This is a genomic window from Alloacidobacterium sp. (genome assembly GCF_035631355.1).
In the GTDB taxonomy this organism is placed as follows: Bacteria; Acidobacteriota; Terriglobia; order Terriglobales; family Acidobacteriaceae; genus Alloacidobacterium.
The window spans coordinates 1-18817 of the sequence record NZ_DASQIX010000038.1 but is presented as its reverse complement, the minus strand read 5'-3'; the positions used below and the strand labels follow the sequence as shown (position 1 = coordinate 18817).

The window sequence follows — 18817 nt, the reverse complement described above, 5'->3', positions numbered from 1 at the left end:
ATCGAGGTAGCTTCCGGACCCGATGCGCTTCGGGGTCCCGGACTGGAGGTGAGCACCGTCCCTCACCATGCCTTGATGTTCGCACTGCCTGCGGACACAGTCGTTGCTCGAAGACACGCCTGTACTTGTTCTTGAGCAAACGGAGCAAAGTGCGCTAAGTGATGGGAAGTTAGTTACTTAGAGAGAAAGGTAGCACTGGGAGCAAAGAAGCAAAGTGGATGATCTTCATCTGCGGGCAAGGCGAGATCGGCTTCCGCAGCAGGATCTTGCCGCAGAGCTAACCTGCTGTGTGCAGAAATCAGAACGAATCAGTTATTAGTCAACTACGAGGCAAGGTCTCTTGGGATTAAATCTCCAGTTGGCAATGAGATATTGCATCGCCGCTGCGTCGTCACGCTCACCTGGAGCAAGTTGCAGATATAAACGGTGCGCCTGTTCGAGCTGATCCATGTCGATCTCTATGCCGAGACCTGGTTTATCCGGCACTGTCAACCTGCCATCTTTTATCTTGAGCGGTTCCCTGGTCAGTCGCTGGCCATCCTGCCAGATCCAATGTGTATCGACGGCAGTTATATTTCCCGGAGCGGCAGCAGCCACATGCGTGAACATAGCCAGCGAGATATCGAAGTGATTGTTGGAATGCGATCCCCAGGTCAAACCCCAGTCGCGGCACAATTGCGCAACCCGGACTGATCCCTGCATTGTCCAGAAATGAGGATCGGCAAGCGGAATATCGACTGCCCCCAGATGTACCGCATGTCTCAGTTCTCGCCAGTCTGTCGCAATCATGTTTGTAGCAACCGGCAAGTTGGTCGCGCGCCGAAACTCTGCCATAATCTCGCGCCCGGAATAGCCTCGCTCTGCCCCGCAGGGATCTTCCACATAAGCCATCACGCGCTGCTGGTTAGTGCACAGCCGAACTGCTTCATCCAGTGACCATGCTCCATTCGGATCGAGCGCAATACGTGCATCCGGAAAGCGCTCTGCAAGAGCTGTCACTACTTCCATCTCCTGAGCGCCGGCATAAACGCCGCCTTTCAGCTTGAAATGACGGAAACCATATCTTGCCTGCGCTCCTTCGGCTAATTGGAGAATTGCTTCAGGCGTGAGCGCCGTCTCATGCCTGAGGCGCAACCATGAATCTGAGGCATCGTCATTGCTTCGATACGGCAGATCCGTTTTCCTCCGGTCACCAATGAAGAAAAGGTATCCAAGCACATCGATACTTGATCGCTGTTGCCCTTCCCCCAGCAATGCTGCAACGGGCAGATCGAGAAATTGTCCGAGAAGATCAAGCAATGCCGCCTCTACTGCCGTCACTGCGTGTACCGCAATGCGCTGATCGAAAGTCTGAACACCGCGCCCCGGGATGTCGCGATCAGCGAACCGCTGCCTGATTTCGTTCAGAATCCGGTTGTATGAGCCGATCGTTTCTCCAATAACAAATGGCTTCGCCTGCTCCAGCACCTGTTTGATTTTTTCTCCGCCAGGGATCTCGCCTGCTCCAACATTTCCTGCGCTGTCAGTCAGAACGATGACGTTGCGAGTAAAGAATGGCGCATGGGCGCCGCTCAAGTTGAGCAGCATGCTATCGTGCCCAGCTACCGGAACGACATGCATGCTTATGATCCTGGGCGATTTCACACGGTTGAGCTGCTCATTCATGCCATCATGCCCGATCTCGCTGAAAACGTGAAATCCACGCGTCTGATCTCACCCACAATCGGCAGATAACTTACGATCGCCATCAACGCAGTCACTCCCACAAAGATAAGCGCGCCGTTAAAAGAACCCGTCCGGTCGACAATATATCCGATGACAATCGGCGTAGTTATGCCCGCGAGGTTTCCTATAAGGTTGAACAATCCTCCGTTGAGCCCAACCATGTCTTTTGGTGACGTGTCAGAAATTACAGTCCATCCCAAAGCCCCAAAGCCTTTACCAAAAAAGGCCAGCGACATCCATAGAATGACCAGCCACTGCGCGCGAGAATGGTTGCAGGCAATCATCGTAATGGAAAGTAACATCCCCGTCACGATAGGGAGCTTTCTTGAAAAGGTAAGAGAGTATCCTGCGCGAAGCAGCTTGTCCGATACGACTCCGCCGAGAACGCCGCCGACCGAGCCGCAGAACGCAGGTAATACAGTAACAAAGCCGACCTTCATGATCGACATATGCCGCGCCTGGTTGAGGTAGACGGGAAACCACGTCAGAAAAAACCACGTAAGCGTCGTAATACAGTACTGCCCAAGGTAGATTCCCACCAGCATGCGGTTGCTCATGAGCATTTTCACCGCGGACCAGGTGAGCACACCGCTCTTTCCTATTCCTCCATAGCTTTGGCCCGTGCTTGTAAGCCCCCCACCTTGCTCAATGTAGTCGATTTCTCGCTGATTGATGCGCGGATGATCCTTCACGTCATAGATCACGTTGAACCAGATGCAGGAAAGTACAAATCCGACGACGCATAGAAACCAGAAGCAATCCTTCCATCCGCGTGCGTGCGTGATCCAGCCGATGATTGGCGCGAATAACACCAGTGCGAAATATTGCGATGAGTTAAAGATCGCCGAAGCCGTGCCGCGTTCTGCTGCGGGAAACCACGCAGCCACAATACGCCCATTTCCAGGAAAGACCGGCGATTGCGCCAGCCCGGACACAAGCCTCAAGCCGAGTATCACGATGAATGCGAAGGCCGCAGGCAGATACCCGGCGAAGCCTACCAGGGCCCCACAGATCGACCAGCAGACAATGCTGACTCCGTACACTCGCTTTGACCCGAAGGAATCCAGCAGCCCACCGGCAGGCAATTGGCCAGCCACGTAGGCCCAGCTAAAGCCGGAGAAAAGATACCCCAGGCGCAATGCACCCATGTGAATGTCTCTTGCCATGGCAATCCCTGTGATAGAGAGAACCACCCGGTCTCCATAGCTTAAGGCGCTCGCGGCAAAGAGCATCAGCACTATCAGATAGCGCACATGGGTCTGCTTGTCTGGTTTATAAGAGGAGCTCATTCCGTAGCCAGAACGATCCGTCATCAGGAGAGGCCCGCGATGAGCATCTTCAGTTCATTGAACTCATTCGCGTCAAGGTCAGTCAGCGGTGGGCGAACAGGACCGGCGGAACGCCCGATTGCTTTCATTCCTGCTTTCACGATGGACACGGCATAGCCTTTTCGGCGATTGCGAATGGCAATGTAAGGGAGAACAAACTCTCGCAGTCGCGCGAAGACGTATTCGCGATCGTGTTTCCGCACAGCCTCATAAAAGTCCCGCGCAAAGTCCGGCAGGAAGTTGAAGATCGCCGAAGAATAGGTGGTGACTCCCATTTCGAGATACGGCAGCGCAAACGTCTCCGCCGTAGGAAGACCTCCAATATAGGTCAGCCGATTGCCGAGCTGGGCGTAAATACGGGTCATCAATTCAATATCGCCGACACCATCCTTGAATCCGATCAGGTTCGGGCACCTCTCGCACAACTGTTTGAGCATCGCTTCCTTAAGAATGGCATTGTCGCGGTTGTAATAAATCACTCCCAGCTTCGTCGAAGCGCATACTGCTTCGGCATGTGCGACGAGTCCAGCGGCTTCAGTATTCACAAGATATGGCGGCAGAAGCAGAATTCCATCGGCGCCCGCACTCTCTGCGGCGTTGGCAAACTGCTTCGCCATCGCAGTTCCGTATCCGCACCCTGCGAGGACCGGTACTTTGCCGGCAGTCTCTTTAACAGCAGCGGAAACTACTGCGGAAAACTCATCGAGAGCCAGAGAAAAAAATTCCCCCGTGCCGCCCGCGGAGAACAGTCCCGCGGGTCGATAGTCAAGCAGCCATGCAATGTGCTCGCGATACCGTTTCTCGTCGAACTTAAACTGTCCATCAAAGTGCGTTACGGGAAATGAAAGAAGGCCTTTGCCCATCTCCGTCCCAAGCTCGCGTGGACTCATTCTGCTCATTTGCTCAATTTCCTGCGTGACCGCAAAGGATCAGTTGCAGCAAGAATAATAGCGAAGTACTGCAGCAACAACGAGCAGTCAACCCGCTGTGCTGAATTTATCGTCGACTTTGTACCGGGTTGCGGGACATCGCGGCCCAAAGCAGACAAAATACAGCAATCAATCTGCAGGTTTCGCCAACCGAAAATTTGACCACTTCAGCGAAGAATCGATCCTGTCAGTCCTTACAGATGCGCAATACTCGCGAACGTTGAAAGATTGGTGCAGACTTTATACTCCTACTCGGGAGATAAATTCCGCTCAAATCATTCCTGTTTCCAGTGTTAGATACGGAGAGGAGGAGGCGTCATGAAGTCTAAGTTCTATATTGGCTTTAATATTCCGATTTTGGCCGCCTGCACTTCACTTTTACCTCGCCAGGTTAGGTTTGACCTGGATCATTCCGGCGCCCTGGATATGGCTCGATTATGAATTTCAAGAACTGGCTGCTGAAGGATATCCTGGCGCGTCACGAGGCCCAGAGTACACATGAGCCCGAGCATCCGTGGTGGTGTGTGATGTGTCTCACCGGAGTGGATTACTTTTCGACGCTTGGTTATCAGCCTGGTATTGCATTCCTGGCGGCGGGCATACTATCGCCGATAGCAACTTTCGTTCTCGTGCTGGTCACCTTGCTTGGTGCGCTCCCGGTTTATTGCCGGGTTGCCGAAGCCAGTCCGAACGGCCAGGGCAGTATTCACATGTTGGAGGGTCTGTTTTCACGCTGGAAGGGCAAGAGCGTAGTGCTTATTCTGCTGGGGTTTGCGGCGACCGACTTTGTCATCACGATGACGCTTTCGGCGGCTGATGCGGCTACCCATTTTATACACAACCCATTAACTCCGCCAGGAATGCACAACGAGATGGGAGTGACGTTAGTCATCCTGGGATTGTTAGGCGTGGTGTTTTTGATGGGCTTTAGAGAGGCTATCGGGATTGCGGTCGTGCTGGTGGGTACATACCTGGTCCTGAACGCGGTCGCCGTTACGGTCGCCCTCTGGCACCTGTTCGAACATCCTGAGTTGATCTCCGGCTGGAGTCATGCGCTTCTCAGTAGTCATAGCAATCCGCTGGCGATAGTGGGCATTTCGCTGATCCTGTTTCCGAAGTTGGCGCTGGGCCTTTCCGGTTTCGAGACAGGCGTTGCCGTGATGCCCCTCGTAAAGGGTATGGACCTGAAAGATCGCATCCGGAACACACGGAAGCTTTTAGTTACCGCGGCGGTCATCATGAGCGTCTTCCTGATGGCCACCAGCATTGTGTCCACGTTGTTGATTCCGGCTGAGGCGTTCCGTGAGCATGGGCCGGCCAACGGGCGCGCGATGTCCTATCTTGCTCATGAATACATGGGAAACGCCTTCGGATCGCTCTACGATATCAGCACAATTCTGATCCTGGCGTTCGCGGGCGCGTCAGCAATGGCGGGATTGTTGAATCTGATTCCACGCTATCTGCCAGGCTTTGGCATGGCTCCGGAGTGGGCGCTGGCCTCACGTCCGCTGGTGCTGGTCTTTACCGGCGTGGCATTCGCCGTCACCTGGATCTTCGATGCGAGCGTTGATGCGCAGGGCAGCGCATATGCAACTGGAGTGCTGGTTCTGATCACTTCAGCTGCATTCGCCGTTGCGATCGCTGTATGGAGAAGCTGGCTTCGATGGCCGTTTGGGTTTATTGCATTGCTCTTCGTCTATACGACTTTACTGAATATGGGCGAGCGTCCCGAGGGCGTCAAGATTGCGTCGTTCTTTATTGCCTCGATCATCTTCGTCTCAATGATCTCGCGAGCCGTCCGCTCGACGGAGCTGCGCATCACGGGAATTCATCTTGACGAGGCAGCGATCGAAATGATCTCAGAGGATCCCGATGGAATAATTCGGATCGTTGCCAAAAATCCCATGAATATCCCGTCCGGGGCATTCGATACAGCCGACGCGGAAGTACGGAGTCAGCACAATCTCAGCCCGGAGGAATGTCTCTTCTTTTTCCTTGTGGAGAAGAGCGATGCATCTAAATTTGAGACGACGCTGACTGTCCACGGAAGGAAAGAGGGCCGCCACCGGGTTCTCTACGCCACCAGCCCGGTTGTTGCAAATTCGATAGCTGCCCTGTTGATTGAGCTGGAGAACCGAACCGGACAAGTTCCCCATGCTTACTTCAGTTGGAGGGAAGGCAACCCGGTGACAAATATCTTCCGCTTCATCTTTCTGGGCGAGGGCGACACAGCGCCTTTGACCCACGAGGTGCTTCGCCGCGCGGTTTCCGAGCCTGAGAGGCGTCCGATTGTTCACGTGAGCTAGCAGTTGGAGTACAGCCCGCGGTTGGGCGCACTTCCCTTCCGAACCGCAAACAAAACAGTGTGACGGGGAGAGGATGCCTTTTTCCCCACAGTGTTTATATCTCTGACTCACTCCGCACGTTTGTCTCTCTGCAGGCGTCTTCCTATTTGAGTATCCTTTTATGTTCGCCTCAAAAATTGTCGACTCGATGCAGGAAGCGCAGGGATCTAAACTGGCCACCTTGGGTTTAAGATGTCAGGATTCGGTGACTTGATGGATATCAAGAAAATGCAGTCGGAATTTATACAGAAACGGAAAGAGCTAAGGAGACGTGCGGAACTGTCTTCAGAGAAGAAGCGGCATCGATCTCAGAGTGCTGATCCTGTTGCCCGCTACCAAAAGACTGAATTCTGGAAACTACTGCTTCAGGAACTGGAATGGGTAGTAACCGCTCTGCACGAAATCAATTTCACAGGCTCAATCAGTCCATTCGGCGAGCAGATTGTGCGTGTTTCTCTGCGGGATGTCGGGTCGCCGTCCGCGTCTACGCGCACCGATCTGATTCTGGACGGTGACCGAATCCGCTGTAGTGTCCTGAACGCAGGCATCTACTATTTGAATTTCACTGCCTTGTCCGATGCCCAGATAGCCATTCAAGACATCCAGAGGAGTGGGAATCCCATGGACCCGCGGAAAACCGCAGAATACGTGGTAGAGCGTATGTTGAACATTCTTGAGTGGAATCAGGCAAACGGCGTATGAAAGACAAAATGCTCCAAAAGTCGTGCTATCTGCTCTGGAGGTAATTACCTTAATTCAATTAAATAGATAGCTTTGTGGTATCAACAGGAAGATAAACGCGCTCGCCACCAAAATTTTCGATTTACCTCAACCCTTCATTCCTGTCTTTCTCTCTACTTCGCCGCATCAATCAGCGGGAACCCATTCGCCCAACAAATAAGCAACTCGCAGGGGTGCGGGGCGCATTCCAATGAATATGTGCATGGCCGACTGCGATTCTAAATATATTCCCTCTAACCCGGACTTCTGAAGAAAGGAGGAAGCGAAATAATGACGAAGCATATAGGCAACAAGATTCTGCTTTGTTCGGCGTCAGTGCTCCTGGCGACGGCGATGGCTGCCGCACAGGCTCCTGCGGGATCATCCATGCCTCAGCAGCAGAGGCCTCAGACAACCCCTCAGGAGCAGCAATCGACAATGGGGGCTATGCCGGATGCGAACTCAGCGAATACGCAGCAAAACATGTCTGATCAGGCGTTTGTAAGCAAAGCGCTGGAAGGTGGCGATGCAGAGGTTCAGCTGGGACAGATGGCGCAACAGAAGTCGCAAAGTAGCGATGTGAAAGATTTTGGACAGAAGATGGTGCAGGACCACACGCAACTGGGCGACCAGATGAAGCCAATTGCGCAGCAGCTTGGAGTGAAAGAGCCGAAAGGATTATCGAAGAAAGACAAGCAGTTAGTAGCGAAGCTACAGGGGCTGACCGGTCCGCAATTTGACGATGCTTATATTCAAGCCATGGTGAAAGACCACAAGAAAGATCTAAGCGAGTTTAAGGAGGAAGCGGATTCGACTCGGAATCCAAACCTGAGGCAGGCCGCGCAGCAAGGCGCACAGGTGATCTCACAGCATTTGGAGATGATTCAGCAGATCGCCCAGAGCCACAATGTATCAACCGAAGGCAAGACGAAAGCTTCAGCTTCACAGTAATTGCAGTACTTAGCAGGAAAGAGAAAGGGCGCCATCGTCGGCGCCCTTATTTTTGTAATCCACGCACTCTTGATGTGAAGTGTGCTAATCCAGTTTTTCCGGCTCGATGGCGATTCCCTTTTCGCCCGCCATTTTCTTTTCCCAGTATTTTTTGACCCATGCTTCAAAGGTTTTTCCAGCAGCAGTGTCGCGTCCGCTGAAAGCGAGGGCTGCAATATCGGAGTAAGAAATGGTCAACTTCGTGCGTTCATTGGCCGGGATAATACGGACAGCCGAGTCGGCGAGCGTCTTGCCGCTGCGGCGGTCAAAAACGTAGCCGTTGATCTGGCGGCCGTCTTTGAGCGTAAGGGTCACGTCGCCGCGATAGTCGAAGGCCTTCTCAAATGCCTGGTGTATTTCTGCATCACTCGCGAGAGGTGGAATCCAGCCTTCGAGTTGTTCGCGCTCGCGGCCTTCAGCTACTTCGAGTTCGTCAGGACTTGTGTGGGCCGGTTGGCTCATGCGGTGGTCCTCTGCGCCTCGACGACATTGACTTTGGTTTCAATCTGGATCAGCGGATTGAAGCTGTGCACGGGGTTGACCGGCTCGTTGAGCAGATCGAGCGCGCCACGATCTTCATATTTATCGAAGAATACAGCCATGGCGGTGTCGAGCAGGCCGCGCAATGAACCGAAAGTATAGTAGACGCCGGACGCCTCGTATCCGGAATGCACCATGCAGTTGGCGCACTTCGGATTTCCACTCTCTGTTCCGTAGTTCGACCAGTCGGTCGTGTCGATCAGTTCCTGGAAGGTGTCGGCATAACCGTCCTGCAACAGGTAGCAGGGCTTTTGCCAGCCGAAGATGCTGTAGGCGGGCATGCCCCAGGGAGTGCAGGCAAATTCGCGCTTGCCCATCAGGAATTCCATGTACATGGGTGAGGCGTTGAACTTCCAGGTCTTCTTGCGATTCGACAAGATAGCGCGGAAGAGGCGGCGCGAGCGGGCGCGTCCCAGGAAGTGCTTCTGGTCGGGGGCCTTTTCATAGGTGTAGCCAGGCGCGACCATCATGCCTTCGACGCCGACTTCCATCAGCTCGTCGAAGAATGCACGAACGGAGTTCGGATCAGCACCGTCAAAGAGCGTGGTATTGGTAGTGACGCGGAAGCCTGCAGCAACCGCGGCCTTGATGCCTTCAAGGGCGATGTCGTATCCGCCTTCGCGGCAAACGGAAAAGTCGTGGTGCTCACGCTGACCGTCGAGATGGACGGAGAAGGACAAGTATTTGCTCGGCTTAAATAGATGAAGTTTTTCTTTAAGAAGCAGCGCGTTCGTGCACATATAGACGTACTTCTTGCGCTGGACCAAGCCCTGAACAATCTTGTCGATCTGCGGATGCAGGAGAGGCTCGCCGCCGGGGATTGAGACCATCGGCGTCCCGGATTCTTCCACGGCGCGGAAGCACTCTTCCGGCGTCAGGTCCTGCTTGAGGATGTGCGCCGGATATTGGATCTTGCCGCATCCGGCGCAGGCCAGATTGCAGCGAAAGAGCGGCTCAAGCATGGTGACGAGCGGAAAGCGCTTGCGCCCCTTGATCTTCTGCCTAAGGACGTAGGTGGCAACTGTCCATGCCTGCGAAACTGGTACAGCCATTTTCCTCCTTGAGGGGCATGGCGAATGCCCGGGCCTGACTACCCTTTGTTCTTTGTCTATTATGCGCCGCGCTCCATGGCGCGTTTGTAATTTGTGAGCGCGAGCAGCGGGAAGTAATTCCGGTACTCGTGATATGCGAGGTAAAAAACTCGCGGAAAGCCGGTGCCAGTGTAGATGGCCTGACGGCATGCTCCCGTGCCAATACTCTCGTCCCAGTTGCCGTCTTTCAGCTGGTGTTCGAGCAGCCAGCGCACGCCTTTGGCAACGCTGTCGCTGCGCGTGTCGCCGGCTGCGAGCAGTCCGAGGATCGCCCATGCCGTCTGTGACGGTGTGCTGACGCCTACCCCACGCGTGGTCGGATCATCATAGCTTCCGCAGCTTTCGCCCCATCCACCGTCGGAATTCTGCACCATGCGAATCCATTCCGCTGCCTGCTGGATCTGCGGCTCGTGGTTCCAGACGCCGATAGCTTCGAGGCCGCGCAGAACGAGGAATGTTCCGTAAAGGTAGTTGACACCCCAGCGCCCGAACCAGCTGCCGTCCGGCTCCTGCTCGTCATAGATGAACTTGATGGCCTTTTCGACGCGCTTGTCTTTACGCGTGTAGCCGTATATAGCCAGCATCTCCAGTATGCGACCAGTGATGTCAACGGTCGGCGGGTCCAGCATTGCGTTATGGTCAGCAAACGGGATGTGCTGGAAAATCATCTTCGTGTTGTCTTTATCGAAGCTGGCCCAGCCGCCGTTCCTGCACTGCATGGCGAAGACCCAGTCGATAGCGCGTAGGCAGACATCGTGTTGATACCGCTCCCGTGGGTTATCGACCTTGTTCAGCGCGAGCAGGACCTGCGCGGTGTCGTCTACATCAGGGTAGAACTCATTGTTGAACTCGAAGTACCATCCCCCGGGTTCAGCATTGCGCACCTTCATGGCCCAATCGCCCTTGTGGCGGACTTCCTTTGCCAGCATCCAGTCGGTGGCCTTCAACATGCGCGGATCGTCGCGGTCAGCCCCGGCCTCGCCGAGAGCATAGACAGCCTGCGCTGTGTCCCATACCGGAGGCATGCATGGCTGCATACGGAAAGTCGGCTCAGGGCAGACAGCATTGCCATTAGGCTCATCGATTCCAAGTTTTTCAAACTCATCGATGGCACGGATGACCTGAGGATCATCCAGCGAGTAACCGAGGCAGCGCAGCGCGACAATGGCATTGAGCATAGCCGGATAGATGGCGCCAAGGCCGTCGGACATCTCGAAACGTTCAAGCATCCACTTTTCCGCTTTTTTGAGAGCGATGGCGCGCAGAGGACGAATATGGACGCGTTCAGCCCAATGCGCGATTCGGTCCCACATGAGAAAGAAGTTGCGCCAACTGATCCATTTCTCGCGGTCCCACTTCAGGTGCAGGTTCGCGTTCTCGCGCCCGCCTACGAAAAGCTCATCGATACTCTGCTCCGGCGGAATCTTCTTGAAAGGCTTCTTCGCATATGCGATCGAGAGCGGCACAAGAATGGCGCGCGACCAGGATGAAATTTCGTAGATATTAAAGTAAAACCACTTGGGAAAGAGCACAATCTCCGGCGGAACCGCCGGGACGGCGTCGTATTCATACTGGCCGAGGGCGCAGAGATAAATCTTGGTGAAGGTGTTGCAGCGAACCACGCCGCCATGGGCGAGAATCCATTCACGCGCCTTGACCAGAACGGGATGGTCAGGCATCCAGCCCATGAGCTTGCATGCGAAATAGCACTTTACCGAGAGGCTGATGTTGCCGGGGCCGCCGGGATAAATGCTCCAACTGCCGTCATCATTCTGGAAGCGGAGCATTTCTGTAAGAGCCCGGCCCATTTTCTCTTCGTCGCCAGTGCCGAGAAAGCGATGTACGAAGATGTAATCGGCCTCGAGCATTGCGTCGGCTTCGAGCTCGCCGCACCAATAGCCGTCGGTGTGCTGAACAGAGAAGATGTAATCGCGGGAACGTTTGATAGCGGCTTCGACGGATTCGAGTGCAGCATCGATTCTGCCGAATTTGGTGCCACCGTGTTGTGCTGTTCCTGATGTGCTCATGCTGTCGCTAAAAACTGGGTATTTTTCGCAGTGGAACTCGAATCACGGCGAAAAGCAATCATTCTTTCAAAAAAATCGGGCCGCAGGAGCCGAGGACACAAATTTCGGCCCTTTGCCATAAATCCTCATCAAACCCTCTACTTATACAGATGCGGGAGCCGGCACAGGCGCGGAGGCAATGGCCTGAACAATTTCCGGCGGCAGGCCGAAGCGCACATTCTCAGGCATTACTTCTACCTCTTCGACGCCGGCAAAACCTTTTTGACGCAAATAATTTACGACGTCTTCCACAAGGATTTCCGGGGCGGACGCACCGGCGGTAATGGCCACGGTCGAGACATCTTCCAACCATGCGGAATCGATAGCCTCGGAGTTATCAATCAGATAGCCCTTTGTCCCCAGGTTGCGTGAAACCTCCACTAAACGGTTCGAGTTGGAGCTGTTGTTCGAGCCGACGACAAGAACCAGATCCGCGTTGTGCGCGACATTCTTGACCGCCGTCTGGCGGTTCTCGGTTGCGTAGCAGATGTCCTGCGAATGCGGGCCCACAATGTTGGGGAACTTCTCCTTGAGAGCATGGATGATGTCGCGCGCTTCGTCGAGTGAAAGCGTAGTCTGCGTGAGATAGGCAACGTGATCCGGATCAGGTATTTCGAGGCTCTTTACTTCCGCAGCGTTGGAAACGATCTGCGTCACTTCCGGCGCCTCGCCGAAAGTGCCTTCAATTTCATCATGATCGCGGTGTCCAACCAAGACAAGCGAGTAGCCCTGTTTCGCAAACTTTACCGCCTCGACGTGGACCTTGGTCACCAGCGGACAGGTAGCGTCGATGACCTTGAGTTTCAAGTCCTTGCTGCGCTGACGGACAGCGGGCGATACCCCATGTGCGCTGTAAATCACGCGCATCCCCTCGGGCACCTGGTCGATCTCGTCGACGAAGATAGCGCCTTTTCCCGCTAACTCATTGACTACGAAACGGTTGTGTACGATTTCTTTACGGACATAAATCGGCGCGCCGAAGGTCTCCAAGGCAATCCTGACGATGTCGATTGCGCGAACCACACCCGCGCAGAAGCCGCGAGGCTTGAGCAGGAGTACGCGCTTGGCCGCGGATACGGAGTTGTCAGTAGGCCCGGCAGTAAAGGGGTCAAGTGTGGTCGCTGTCACATCTATAAGTATACCGTGTTAGGGAGGGTGGGGATAGGTCATAACCGGCCAAGGTGACGCTGTGGATTCGGCCTCTTGCAGAGTCACAGTGCCAACCGTTAGCAGAGAAACGAACACACTTTTCGTGCTACTTCTTCTCCGGCTTGGCTACGGCGTACATCTCGGCAGCGATCTTGTCGAACAGCGCCATGCGGTCATCGCCTACTTTGTAGAGATCGAAATGTGTCCGGTTGTCGATATAGGTGAAGTGCGGATCTGCGTTGAGCCCCTTTAAGACAGCTTCAAATTTATGCGCAGCACCATCGAGATAGAACGTGTCCGCTGTACCCACAATAACGTGGACTTTCCCTTTCAGGTCTTTGCCACGCGCAGCCCAATCACTGGCCACAATATGAGCGAGGTCGTAGTGATCGCGCCAATAAGCCACGACTGCCGGATCGACATCACCGGTGTCACGGTTGAACATCCTAAGCGGACGCCCGTCAGCGCCGCGCGGTGAAAAAACCCACTCGAACGACGCCAGTTGGCCACCGTAGGCGCCCAGGACGCGCTCCTCCTTCGCGAATTCTTCCATGGTACCGAGGACTTTCTCATGATCGCGCACGATGGGGTAGGCGCTGCCGTCCGGCTTCCGGTACATGTTGGCATGCGGAGCGTATAGGTCGATTCCGGTGAAGTCATGGAAATCGCTGGGATCGGGCGATGTGGACCATGTGCCGCCGAATATCTTCGGATAGTTGACCTGAAGCTGAAGCGTAGCCCATCCACCGGATGAATGCCCCTGCAGGAAGCGGCCGCTGGCTTTCGCATCCATGCGGTACTTTGATTCAAGCCACGGTATGAATTCAGCCGTGAGCGCAGCGCCCCAGGGGCCGTTGTTGACCGAGTCAGCGAATTCATGCGTGCCGGTCGGAATTGACTCATCGAGCATCACCCAGATCATCGGCGGCATTTTGCCTTCCGCCATGCGCGTGTATAGCATCTGGCCTAAGAATTTCGCGGAAGGAAGATTGCCACCAAAACCGTGCGTCCAGTAGACGGTCGGATACTTGTCTTTCGGATGCTCTGTGTATCCGGGTGGCAAAATCACCCAGGCGCGGATATGGGTCTCGCGGCCTGAGAACTTGGTCAGCAGTGGGCTGGTGAAGTCGGCGAGTTCCGTGTGCACGTCGGCTGCTTTCTGCACATCTGGAGTGAGCGGAAGCTTGCGCGGCTGCGGCGCAGGCACTTTGCCCGAAAGCACAAACGACGGCTCGCTTCCCTCACCCGGCGTCCATGCCTTGAGAGCGACGACATCGCTGATCAGATCGCCTTCGGCGCGGCCTCCATAGTTGTAGGAATGATTGACGTCGAGAACGGCCTGCGCCTGATAGTCGCCGGGTTTAAGGCTGGAGAACACTGCGGGGAAAGCGATGTCGTCCGTGTCGATGTCCACAGCTTCGCCGGGCTTGATATATGGCACTTCTTTGGCAGCAACATAGACCTGGCTGGGCTGGAAGGGATTGGTGTCCACTTCTTTCGCGCCGCTTCCTTGTTCGAGGAAGATGAGCAACCGGCCCGATGCCGGTGACGCGATCTCAGGCCCGAGAGTGACTTGAAAAAAAAGATGCTGTGGTTGCTGGGCGAGCGCTGTTGCTGCGAAGAGGGCAAGAGAGAGAAGAGGCAGGTAGGCCTTACGGGCGCGCATGGGGATGGAGTGTAGCAGGTGAACTTACACAATGTCCTCATGCTTTTGATGGAGAGCCTGAGTAAGGATTTATTCCCTAATCCCACGCTGGCGAGGTAGAGGACATTCTGCACACCTGAGCCAAGAAAAAGCAGGTCCTTCGACTGAGTGTGCTTCGCACACTCCGCTCGGGATGACAGTTCTAAGGTAGTAGCTATTTGCTGGTTTTGAGCATCTGCTCTGCGTGTTTAAGCGACGTATCAGTCACAGTCGCGCCGCTCAACATGCGCGCGATTTCCTCAGTCCGGTCATCATTTTCAAGCAGGCGGACAGAAGTTTTCGTGCGACCGCTGTGTTCGCGTTTCTCGATGAGGAAGTGCTGGTCGGCGAAGGCAGCGATCTGCGGCAGGTGTGTAACGCACAAGACCTGCTGCGCGCGTGAAAGCGCCTTTAGCTTCTGGCCAACGGCTTCGGCTGCGCGGCCTCCGATGCCGATGTCGATTTCGTCGAAGACCAGCGTGCGCGGAACTTGCGTCTTCTTCTTGCCCTGAGATTTGTTGGCCCCTTCTTCCACGCTGACTTTGAGCGCCAGCAGGACGCGGGACATTTCGCCTCCGGACGCGATTTCATCAAGCGACTTCAGCGGCTCGCCCGCATTGGTGGCGATGCGACATTCGACCATATCCCAGCCGTGAGCAGTCCAATGCGCTGGATCTTCGTTTGTCGTGACGGCTACGGCAAAGCGGACCTTCATGGCGAGGTCGTTGATCTGGGTCTCTGCCAGTTTTTCGAGCTTCTTCGCGGCGGCTGTGCGCTCGGCAGTGAGCAATTGCGCGGCTTTGCGATAGGCGTCCGCTGCACTCTTGAGGTCGCCTCGCAACGTCTTCAGAATCTCGTCGCGGTTTTCTATTTCGTTCAGCTTCGCTGCTACCTCTTCACCGTATGCAATAACCTCAGCGAGCGTCTGGCCATACTTGCGCTTCAGACGGTCAAGTGCAGCGAGACGGTCTTCGATTTCTGCCAGGCGTTCGGGTGAAGCCTGTATGTTCTCTGCGTAGTCGCGAACCGTGGCGCTTACATCTTCGACGGAAGCGCGGACGGAGGCTATCTGCTGCGCTGCCTCCTGGAATTTTGGGTCGTAGTGTGCCAATTCTGCAATTTGCTTTTCTGCGGCGCGTAGAGTGGTCTCGGCAGAGTTGGCCCCTTCATAAAGCAGCTCATGGGCGCTCATGGCTACAGCGTAAAGTTTTTCGGCGTTGGAGAGGACCCGGCGCTCAGTTTCCATAGCTCCGTCTTCACCCTCGACGGGGTTAACGCCTTCGATTTCCTTACGCTGAAAACTCCAGAGATCGACCATGCGGAGGCGGTCCTGCTCATCGCGTTCAAGTTCGTTCAGCTTCTCTTGAATCCCCCGCCATTTCTCGTACGCCGCCGTGGCGGATTCTTCGGAGATGTTGCCGAAGCGATCCAGCAGGCTGCGCTGCTGCGCTTGGTCAAAGGCCCCAAGAGTTTCGCTCTGAGCGTGAACCAGAGCGAGTTCGGGTGCAAGCTGACGTAGTGCGCTCACTGTCGCAGGCTGGTTATTGATGAAGACGCGGCCTTTGCCATTGGACAGGATTTCCCGCCGCAGGATGATTTCGTGGCCTTCGCTGTCGATTCCGTTGGCTTCAAGGATCGTTTCGGCTCCGGGCGTGGCTTCAAAAACACAGGCGACAATGGCTTTTTCTGCTCCGTGACGGACTACGTCGGACGAGGCTTTGTCGCCCATCAGCAGCGCAAGCGCATCGACAAGAATGGACTTGCCTGCTCCGGTTTCTCCGGTAAGCAAATTGAGACCGGGGCCGAAGATGGCAATGGCGTGGTCAATGACAGCGTAGTTTTCCGCGCGGAGTTCGAGCAGCATCTCGAACGCAGCATATCAAGGAAGGGCGTTCGGCGATACGTTCTCGGTGCACCGCAACATGACGAAACCATTTGTCCTCCGCCTGCACTATTTCAAGGGTGGGACCGCGAGAATTCCGGGTCTTTTCTCTTGGCAAGCGTTACTATGGTTAGCCACCTGGAGGATCGGGGGGATGCGGTTCCGTTCTACATTGATATTCATCATCAGCGCTGCCCTGGTCGCAGCGGCTTTCGCTGAAGACACACCTGCTAAAAAGCGAGTTGCTGTTCTGGATTTCGATAATGCGGCAGTCAGCACGACTAGTATCGGTGTGGTTGGAACGAACATTACATATGGCACGAACCTGGGAAAAACGGCCGCCGATTTGTTGGTCAATCGTCTGGTGCAGGACGGCGGGTGCAGCGTGATTGAGCGTACGGCGCTGGACAAACTGCTCTCTGAGCAGGACTTTTCAAACAGCAACCGCGCTGATCCGGTGACCGCCGCAAAGCTGGGCAGAATTCTGGGCGTGGACGCCATTATCCTGGGCAGCATTACACGTTACGACTACAACGATAAGATGCGGGGGCGGCACGCGTATCCGGTCGTGGGTGTGACTGCGCCCAAGTACGACGTGAGCGCTTCGGTCCAGATCAGCGCCCGCATCGTAAGTTCTGAAACAGCCGAAGTGCTTGCCGTAGCACAGGCCGCCGGGGATTCTGCGCACAAGGGCGTAAAAGGCTCCAACACCGAATATATGGCGACCATGATGGGTGGTTCACAGGGTGGCGCGCTGGGCGAGACCGCACATGAGGCGCTTGATAAGGCGGTCGCCAATCTTGCGGCACAGGTGGAACAAAACCTGGCGAAAGTGCCAGCGCGTCAGAATTCTGTTGACGGCGTGGTGGCTGGGATTGAGGCTTCAGGCAACCTGGTGTTGAATGTCGGTGTACAGCGCGGGTTAAAGGTCGGCGATCATTTGCAGGTTTGGCGCATTGGCAAGGTCATCTCCGACCCGGATACTGGGAAAGTGCTGGTTCACGACGACACGCTGATCGGAGAGGCCATCCTGACGTCGGTAAACGATATTTCGTCCATCGCCACATATACCGGCTCACAGCCGGTCAAGGAAGGCGATCACGTGAGAAGCGCGCAACACGCGTCTTCAACTGCAAACTGAAGATCTGTCATCTAAAGATTTTGCAGACGTAATCTTTTCAATCCCCACCTTGACGGGCAACTTGGTTGTGACCTTTCGCGTCTGCTAACGTTAATAAATAGGCGATGACACACTTTTTGTTTGCATTTGCTTTTCTTTTCTTTCAGGCGGGGCCTGATGCGGGCGCGCCTCCTGCGCCTCCCAGCGGCAGCGCGATTGTCGAAATGCTTCAGAACAGCGGCCCAGTGGCTATTGCCGTGCTCCTGCTGCTATTGATTGCCAGTCTTTATTCATGGGCCATCATCCTTGGCAAGTGGGGATCTTTTAAGCGGGCACGGACGCAGAGCAACCGCTTTTTGCGCGCGTTTCGCAAGGCAAATCGGCTGCAGGAGATTGCCGCTGTCAGCGAGCAGTTCAAGCCCTCTCCGTTGGTGAATGTGTTTGACGAAGTCTATGAGACCTACCGTCGGCAGACGGGCGGATACGGGCCTCCGAAGAACATTACCGCTCTCGAGCGTGCGGCGCAGACAGCTTCCAGCGAAGCGCTGACAGTCCTCGAACAGCGGCTGACCTGGCTGGCGACCATCGGCGCAATTTCGCCCTTTATCGGCCTCTTCGGCACCATCATGGGTATTGTGGACGCCTTCCACGGGCTGGGTACGGCAGGCGCGGCCACATTGCGTGCTGTGGCCCCCGGCGTTTCCGAGGCGCTGATTACCACGGCTGCGGGTCTGGTAGTTGCGGTGCCGGCGGTCATAGCTTACAACCAGTTCACGGCGCGGTGCCGCGAGTTCGGCTCACGCATGGACGACTTCTCTCGCGAGTTGCTGAACAGCATGGAAGAGTTCTCCGTGGCTGAGAACGAAGACCCGCTGGAAAGGCAGGCAGCGCGTGGCCTTCACAAGTAGAAGCGGGCACACGCAAACATCACTGGCGGAGATCAACATTACTCCGCTGGTGGACGTGGTGCTGGTGCTGCTGGTGATCTTTATGTTGACGGCTCCGGTGCTGCAGTCGGGCATTGAGGTGGCGGTGCCGAAGACTAAGACAGTTAAGGAAATCACCGAACAGCGTACGGTGCTTACTATCGATAAAGACCAGCGTGTGTTTATGGGTGACCAGCCGATCAATCTTGCTGATATCCCATCGCGGTTACAGCAGTCGAATACCGATGCGGCGCACAGGATTATTTATCTGCGGGCCGATGAGCGAGTGCCCTTTGGTGCATTTGCTTCCGTGATGGATGCG

The 18817-nt window shown here is 55.2% G+C and carries 15 protein-coding genes; 6 read left to right on the top strand and 9 right to left on the bottom strand.

From position 1 onward, the window contains the following. Positions 1-315: 315 nt before the first annotated feature. Genes VEV40_RS07115 through kdgD form a run of 3 tightly spaced genes read right to left on the bottom strand, consistent with a single transcriptional unit; the run spans position 316 to position 3952 of the window. A complete protein-coding gene (locus VEV40_RS07115; RefSeq protein ID WP_324831171.1) occupies positions 316-1620 on the bottom strand; it encodes an enolase C-terminal domain-like protein in 1305 nt (434 codons plus the stop codon). Positions 1621-1661: 41 nt separating this feature from the next. Further along, positions 1662-3014, bottom strand: coding sequence for an MFS transporter (locus VEV40_RS07110; RefSeq protein WP_324831169.1), 1353 nt, complete (start codon positions 3012-3014; stop codon positions 1662-1664). A 23-nt stretch (positions 3015-3037) separates the two neighbouring features. After that, positions 3038-3952: a 5-dehydro-4-deoxyglucarate dehydratase gene (gene kdgD, locus VEV40_RS07105; RefSeq protein ID WP_324831168.1), complete on the bottom strand. Its 915-nt coding sequence runs from the start codon at positions 3950-3952 to the stop codon at positions 3038-3040. 467 nt (positions 3953-4419) lie between these two features. Here kdgD and VEV40_RS07100 point away from each other — a divergent pair, with 467 nt between their 5' ends. The 3 genes from VEV40_RS07100 to VEV40_RS07090 all read left to right on the top strand — a co-directional run bounded on the left by VEV40_RS07100 (position 4420) and on the right by VEV40_RS07090 (position 7998). After that, positions 4420-6288, top strand: coding sequence for an amino acid transporter (locus VEV40_RS07100; RefSeq protein ID WP_324831167.1), 1869 nt, complete (start codon positions 4420-4422; stop codon positions 6286-6288). A 252-nt stretch (positions 6289-6540) separates the two neighbouring features. Next, positions 6541-7029, top strand: a complete 489-nt coding sequence (locus VEV40_RS07095; protein ID WP_324831166.1) for a hypothetical protein — start codon at positions 6541-6543, stop codon at positions 7027-7029. Between the two features lie 309 nt (positions 7030-7338). Then, positions 7339-7998 carry a DUF4142 domain-containing protein gene (locus tag VEV40_RS07090; RefSeq protein WP_324831165.1) on the top strand — a complete coding sequence of 220 codons (660 nt, stop codon included), beginning with the start codon at positions 7339-7341 and terminating at the stop codon, positions 7996-7998. Positions 7999-8082: 84 nt separating this feature from the next. Here the strand turns inward: VEV40_RS07090 and VEV40_RS07085 are convergent, their stop codons facing one another. The 6 genes from VEV40_RS07085 to recN form a co-directional block, all read right to left on the bottom strand. Beyond that, entirely contained in the window at positions 8083-8499 is a 417-nt protein-coding gene (locus VEV40_RS07085) for a hypothetical protein (protein WP_324831164.1), read from the bottom strand. Further along, positions 8496-9629, bottom strand: a complete 1134-nt coding sequence (hpnH, locus tag VEV40_RS07080; RefSeq protein ID WP_324831163.1) for an adenosyl-hopene transferase HpnH — start codon at positions 9627-9629, stop codon at positions 8496-8498. The genes VEV40_RS07085 and hpnH overlap by 4 nt, the downstream gene beginning before the upstream one ends. Before the next feature lie 59 nt (positions 9630-9688). Further along, the gene (shc, locus tag VEV40_RS07075) at positions 9689-11695 is read right to left on the bottom strand and encodes a squalene--hopene cyclase (RefSeq protein WP_324831162.1); all 2007 of its coding nucleotides are present in this window, start codon (positions 11693-11695) and stop codon (positions 9689-9691) included. A 141-nt stretch (positions 11696-11836) separates the two neighbouring features. Next, positions 11837-12862, bottom strand: a complete 1026-nt coding sequence (locus tag VEV40_RS07070; protein ID WP_324831161.1) for a 4-hydroxy-3-methylbut-2-enyl diphosphate reductase — start codon at positions 12860-12862, stop codon at positions 11837-11839. A gap of 127 nt (positions 12863-12989) precedes the next feature. Then, a complete protein-coding gene (locus VEV40_RS07065) occupies positions 12990-14549 on the bottom strand; it encodes an alpha/beta hydrolase (protein ID WP_324831160.1) in 1560 nt (519 codons plus the stop codon). Between the two features lie 193 nt (positions 14550-14742). Further along, on the bottom strand, positions 14743-16431 hold the full coding sequence (recN, locus tag VEV40_RS07060) for a DNA repair protein RecN (protein WP_324831159.1): 1689 nt from the start codon (positions 16429-16431) through the stop codon (positions 14743-14745). A 172-nt stretch (positions 16432-16603) separates the two neighbouring features. On the opposite strand from recN, the gene VEV40_RS07055 reads away from it, so the two are divergent. The 3 genes from VEV40_RS07055 to VEV40_RS07045 form a co-directional block, all read left to right on the top strand. Next, positions 16604-17590: a CsgG/HfaB family protein gene (locus VEV40_RS07055; RefSeq protein ID WP_324831158.1), complete on the top strand. Its 987-nt coding sequence runs from the start codon at positions 16604-16606 to the stop codon at positions 17588-17590. A 104-nt stretch (positions 17591-17694) separates the two neighbouring features. Next, positions 17695-18477, top strand: coding sequence for a MotA/TolQ/ExbB proton channel family protein (locus VEV40_RS07050; protein ID WP_324831157.1), 783 nt, complete (start codon positions 17695-17697; stop codon positions 18475-18477). Then, positions 18461-18817, top strand: a 357-nt coding sequence (locus VEV40_RS07045) for a biopolymer transporter ExbD (protein WP_324831156.1), incomplete at its 3' end; no start/stop codon positions are given. The genes VEV40_RS07050 and VEV40_RS07045, both read left to right, overlap by 17 nt.

What these genes read in the sequence shown, in the direction of transcription:
- VEV40_RS07050 (WP_324831157.1), top strand. Translation starts at nt 17,695, where the DNA reads ATGACACACTTTTTGTTTGCATTTGCTTTTCTTTTCTTTCAGGCGGGG.
- VEV40_RS07055 (WP_324831158.1), top strand. Translation starts at nt 16,604, where the DNA reads ATGCGGTTCCGTTCTACATTGATATTCATCATCAGCGCTGCCCTGGTC.
- VEV40_RS07115 (WP_324831171.1), bottom strand. Translation starts at nt 1,620, where the DNA reads ATGCATGTCGTTCCGGTAGCTGGGCACGATAGCATGCTGCTCAACTTG.
- VEV40_RS07095 (WP_324831166.1), top strand. Translation starts at nt 6,541, where the DNA reads ATGGATATCAAGAAAATGCAGTCGGAATTTATACAGAAACGGAAAGAG.
- shc (WP_324831162.1), bottom strand. Translation starts at nt 11,695, where the DNA reads ATGAGCACATCAGGAACAGCACAACACGGTGGCACCAAATTCGGCAGA.
- VEV40_RS07085 (WP_324831164.1), bottom strand. Translation starts at nt 8,499, where the DNA reads ATGAGCCAACCGGCCCACACAAGTCCTGACGAACTCGAAGTAGCTGAA.
- VEV40_RS07065 (WP_324831160.1), bottom strand. Translation starts at nt 14,549, where the DNA reads ATGCGCGCCCGTAAGGCCTACCTGCCTCTTCTCTCTCTTGCCCTCTTC.
- VEV40_RS07090 (WP_324831165.1), top strand. Translation starts at nt 7,339, where the DNA reads ATGACGAAGCATATAGGCAACAAGATTCTGCTTTGTTCGGCGTCAGTG.
- hpnH (WP_324831163.1), bottom strand. Translation starts at nt 9,629, where the DNA reads ATGGCTGTACCAGTTTCGCAGGCATGGACAGTTGCCACCTACGTCCTT.
- VEV40_RS07100 (WP_324831167.1), top strand. Translation starts at nt 4,420, where the DNA reads ATGAATTTCAAGAACTGGCTGCTGAAGGATATCCTGGCGCGTCACGAG.
- VEV40_RS07110 (WP_324831169.1), bottom strand. Translation starts at nt 3,014, where the DNA reads ATGAGCTCCTCTTATAAACCAGACAAGCAGACCCATGTGCGCTATCTG.
- recN (WP_324831159.1), bottom strand. Translation starts at nt 16,431, where the DNA reads ATGCTGCTCGAACTCCGCGCGGAAAACTACGCTGTCATTGACCACGCC.
- kdgD (WP_324831168.1), bottom strand. Translation starts at nt 3,952, where the DNA reads ATGAGCAGAATGAGTCCACGCGAGCTTGGGACGGAGATGGGCAAAGGC.